This is a genomic window from Klebsiella sp. JB_Kp004, from assembly GCF_040065795.1.
Taxonomy (GTDB): Bacteria; Pseudomonadota; Gammaproteobacteria; order Enterobacterales; family Enterobacteriaceae; genus Klebsiella; species Klebsiella quasipneumoniae.
The window spans coordinates 1-2858 of the sequence record NZ_JBEAKW010000024.1 but is presented as its reverse complement, the minus strand read 5'-3'; the positions used below and the strand labels follow the sequence as shown (position 1 = coordinate 2858).

Annotated in this window: 3 protein-coding genes; 1 reads left to right on the top strand and 2 read right to left on the bottom strand. The window is 60.7% G+C overall.

Going from position 1 to position 2858, the window contains the following annotated elements:
• Positions 1 to 190 precede the first annotated feature (190 nt).
• The gene (locus ABLX76_RS13795; RefSeq protein WP_002898927.1) at positions 191 to 868 is read right to left on the bottom strand and encodes an isochorismatase family protein; all 678 of its coding nucleotides are present in this window, start codon (positions 866 to 868) and stop codon (positions 191 to 193) included.
• 18 nt (positions 869 to 886) lie between these two features.
• The gene (locus tag ABLX76_RS13790) at positions 887 to 1747 is read right to left on the bottom strand and encodes a pirin family protein (RefSeq protein ID WP_048297224.1); all 861 of its coding nucleotides are present in this window, start codon (positions 1745 to 1747) and stop codon (positions 887 to 889) included.
• 114 nt (positions 1748 to 1861) lie between these two features.
• On the opposite strand from ABLX76_RS13790, the gene ABLX76_RS13785 reads away from it, so the two are divergent.
• Positions 1862 to 2767: a LysR family transcriptional regulator gene (locus ABLX76_RS13785; RefSeq protein ID WP_060592254.1), complete on the top strand. Its 906-nt coding sequence runs from the start codon at positions 1862 to 1864 to the stop codon at positions 2765 to 2767.
• The last annotated feature ends 91 nt before the right edge of the window (positions 2768 to 2858 follow it).

Sequence of the window (2858 nt, the reverse complement as noted above, 5' to 3'; positions counted from 1 at the left end):
ACACACTTTCCAGGCGTGCTCCTTCAGCCACTCGGACACCTCACCATATTGTCTTGCTGCTCACCTTGGGTGGGCAACGGGGCGCTACTATAGGGAGTTGCGTTTAAACGGTCAAGCATAATTTCTTCTTTCTTTACCGACCGCTCACGCAATGAACAACGCCCCGCTGCGACGTAGCGGGGCAGGCGTTTTAGCGCTGGGAATCAAGCTGTTCGTTATTCTTCACGACGTCCTGCGCTTTGCTATAGCTTTCGATCAGCAGCTGGTAGGCCGGGAAGACTTTGGTGTACACCTCCGCCCATTCTGCGGCGTCCGGGCGATTCCAGGTACGCTGCAGCTCAGAGGCGACGGCGGCGGTATCCATCGGCACTACGCCGGCCTGTACCACGCGAGCCAGGGTGATCTCCTGCGCCATTTTGCTGTAGGTGCCGGAAGCGTCAATCACGGCGAACACTTTATAACCGTCGGCGACGGCGGCAATCGCCGGGAAGGCCATGCAGACGCTGGTGATGGTCCCGGCGATAATCAGCGTTTTGCGACCGGTCGCTTTCACCGCGGCGACGAATTCCGGGTTATCCCAGGCGTTGATCTCGCCTTTACGGGCGATGTATTTCGCATGCGGCGCGTTCTCATGAATCTCCGGGATCAGCGGACCGTTCGGCCCCTGCGGCACGGAAGCGGTGGTGATCACCGGGATCCCGGCAAGCGAGGCCATCTTCGCCAGCGCGGCGGCGCGAGCGCGCAGCTCTGGCATCGGCATATCGCCGACGGTCTGGAACAGGCCGCTCTGGTGGTCAATCAACAGCATGGCGGTATCGTTGACATCAATCACCGGACGAGCACCGTTAAAGTTAGCGGGAGTAGACATAGTATTCACCTCAATGAGTTAGATTTGGCCAAAGCGGCCGCTGTTAAAATCGCGAACGGCTTCTGCGATCTGTGTTTTGTTATTCATGACAAAGGGGCCATAGCCCACAATCGGCTCCTGCAGCGGTTCGCCGGCCATCAGCAGAACTTTTGCCTGGGTTGTCGCCTCCAGGTGCAGTGCGTCTCCTGCCTGGCTCAGGACGGCGAGCTGGCCTTCGCGGGCGGGTTCGGAACCGTTGATGATCACTTCCCCTTCCAGTACCACCAGCGCAGTACTCCAGCCTTCCGGCTGGCGCAGCGTGAGGTCGTGCCCCTGATTCAGCTGCAGATCCCACACGTTAAGCGGTGAGAAGGTATGGGCCGGGCCGCTGACGTCGTCATACTGGCCGGCAATAACCCGAACCTGTCCGGCGCCATTCGCCAGCGCGGCGGTGGGGATTGTCCCGGCGGTAATGCTCTGGTAGCCGGGGGCCGTCATTTTGTCTTTGGCGGGCAGGTTGACCCACAGCTGGATCATCTTCAGCTCGCCGCCGCTGCGGGTGAAGGCCTCCGAGTGGAACTCTTCGTGCAGGATCCCGGCGCCGGCCGTCATCCATTGCACGTCGCCTGGGCCGATCACCCCGCCGCGTCCGGTGGAGTCACGATGCTCTACTTCACCGGCGTAGACGATAGTGACGGTTTCGAATCCGCGATGCGGATGCTCACCGACGCCGCGTTTATCGCTGCCTGCCGGGAAGGTGTACGGCCCGGCATAGTCGAGCAGTAAGAAGGGGCTCAACTGCTGGCCGTGCGTCTGATAGGAAAACATCGAACGAACCGGGAAGCCGTCGCCTACCCAATGCTGCGCAGGCGCGGTGTAGACTCCTGTAATCTGTTTCATGGCTTTCTCCTGTGTATCGGTATCTGATGTGAATAAGCTTATATCCGGGACGACGTGTGCGGTAGTAAGCAAAAATGACCTATACTGTTCCAAAAATGGAACAATGGAGGAAGGATGCAGGATCTCAATGACTTCGCCTGGTTTGTCCAGGTCGTGGACCATGGCGGTTTCGCCGCGGCGGGGCGAGCGCTTGACCAGCCGAAATCCAAGCTCAGCCGCCGTATTGCGCAACTCGAGGAGCGGTTGGGCGTGCGTTTGATTCAGCGAACCACTCGCCAGTTCGCGGTCACCGAGGTCGGGCAGACCTTTTACCAGCATTGCAAAGCGATGCTGATTGAGGCCGAGGCGGCGCAGCAGGCGGTCGACACGCTGCGCGCCGAGCCGCGCGGCAGCGTCAGGATCACCTGTCCGGTCACCTTGCTGCATGTCCATATCGGACCGATGCTGGCGCGATTTATGGCGCGCTATCCCGGGGTAACATTGCATCTTGAGGCGACCAACCGCCGGGTGGATGTGGTCGGTGAGGGCATTGATGTGGCGATCCGCGTCCGTCCCCGGCCAATCGAGGACAGCGACCTGGTGATGCGCGTGCTGGCGGACCGTGGGCACCGGCTGGTGGCCAGTTCGGAGCTGATTTCCCGGCTCGGACGCCCGCAGGCGCCGTCTGAGCTGAGCGACTGGCCGGGGCTCAGCCTGGGGGCGAACAAGCATCAGCATAAATGGCAGCTTACCGGGCCTGAAGGGGCAAGGGCGGAGGTGTATTTCACGCCGCGAATGGTGACCACCGATATGCTGGCGCTGCGCGAGGCGGCAATAGCCGGCGTGGGGGTGGTGCAGCTTCCTTTATTGATGGTGCGCGATCAGCTGGCGTCAGGGGAGTTAGAGGTGGTACTGGATGAGTGGCAGCCGCGGCGGGAAGTGATCCATGCGGTATTTGCCTCCCGGCGCGGGCTGCTGCCCTCCGTTAGAGCGCTGGTGGATTACCTCAGCGAAGAGTATCAACGAATGGAGGAGGATTAGCTTCGGGATTCGCTTTTCCCGGGGGGCGTCCCCCCGGCGGAGAATATAAAAGAAAAGAGCCCGTACTTGCGTACAGGCTCTCATCTCGAAT

Coding starts and splice junctions, on each gene's coding strand:
- ABLX76_RS13795 (WP_002898927.1), bottom strand. CDS start 868: ATGTCTACTCCCGCTAACTTTAACGGTGCTCGTCCGGTGATTGATGTC.
- ABLX76_RS13790 (WP_048297224.1), bottom strand. CDS start 1,747: ATGAAACAGATTACAGGAGTCTACACCGCGCCTGCGCAGCATTGGGTA.
- ABLX76_RS13785 (WP_060592254.1), top strand. CDS start 1,862: ATGCAGGATCTCAATGACTTCGCCTGGTTTGTCCAGGTCGTGGACCAT.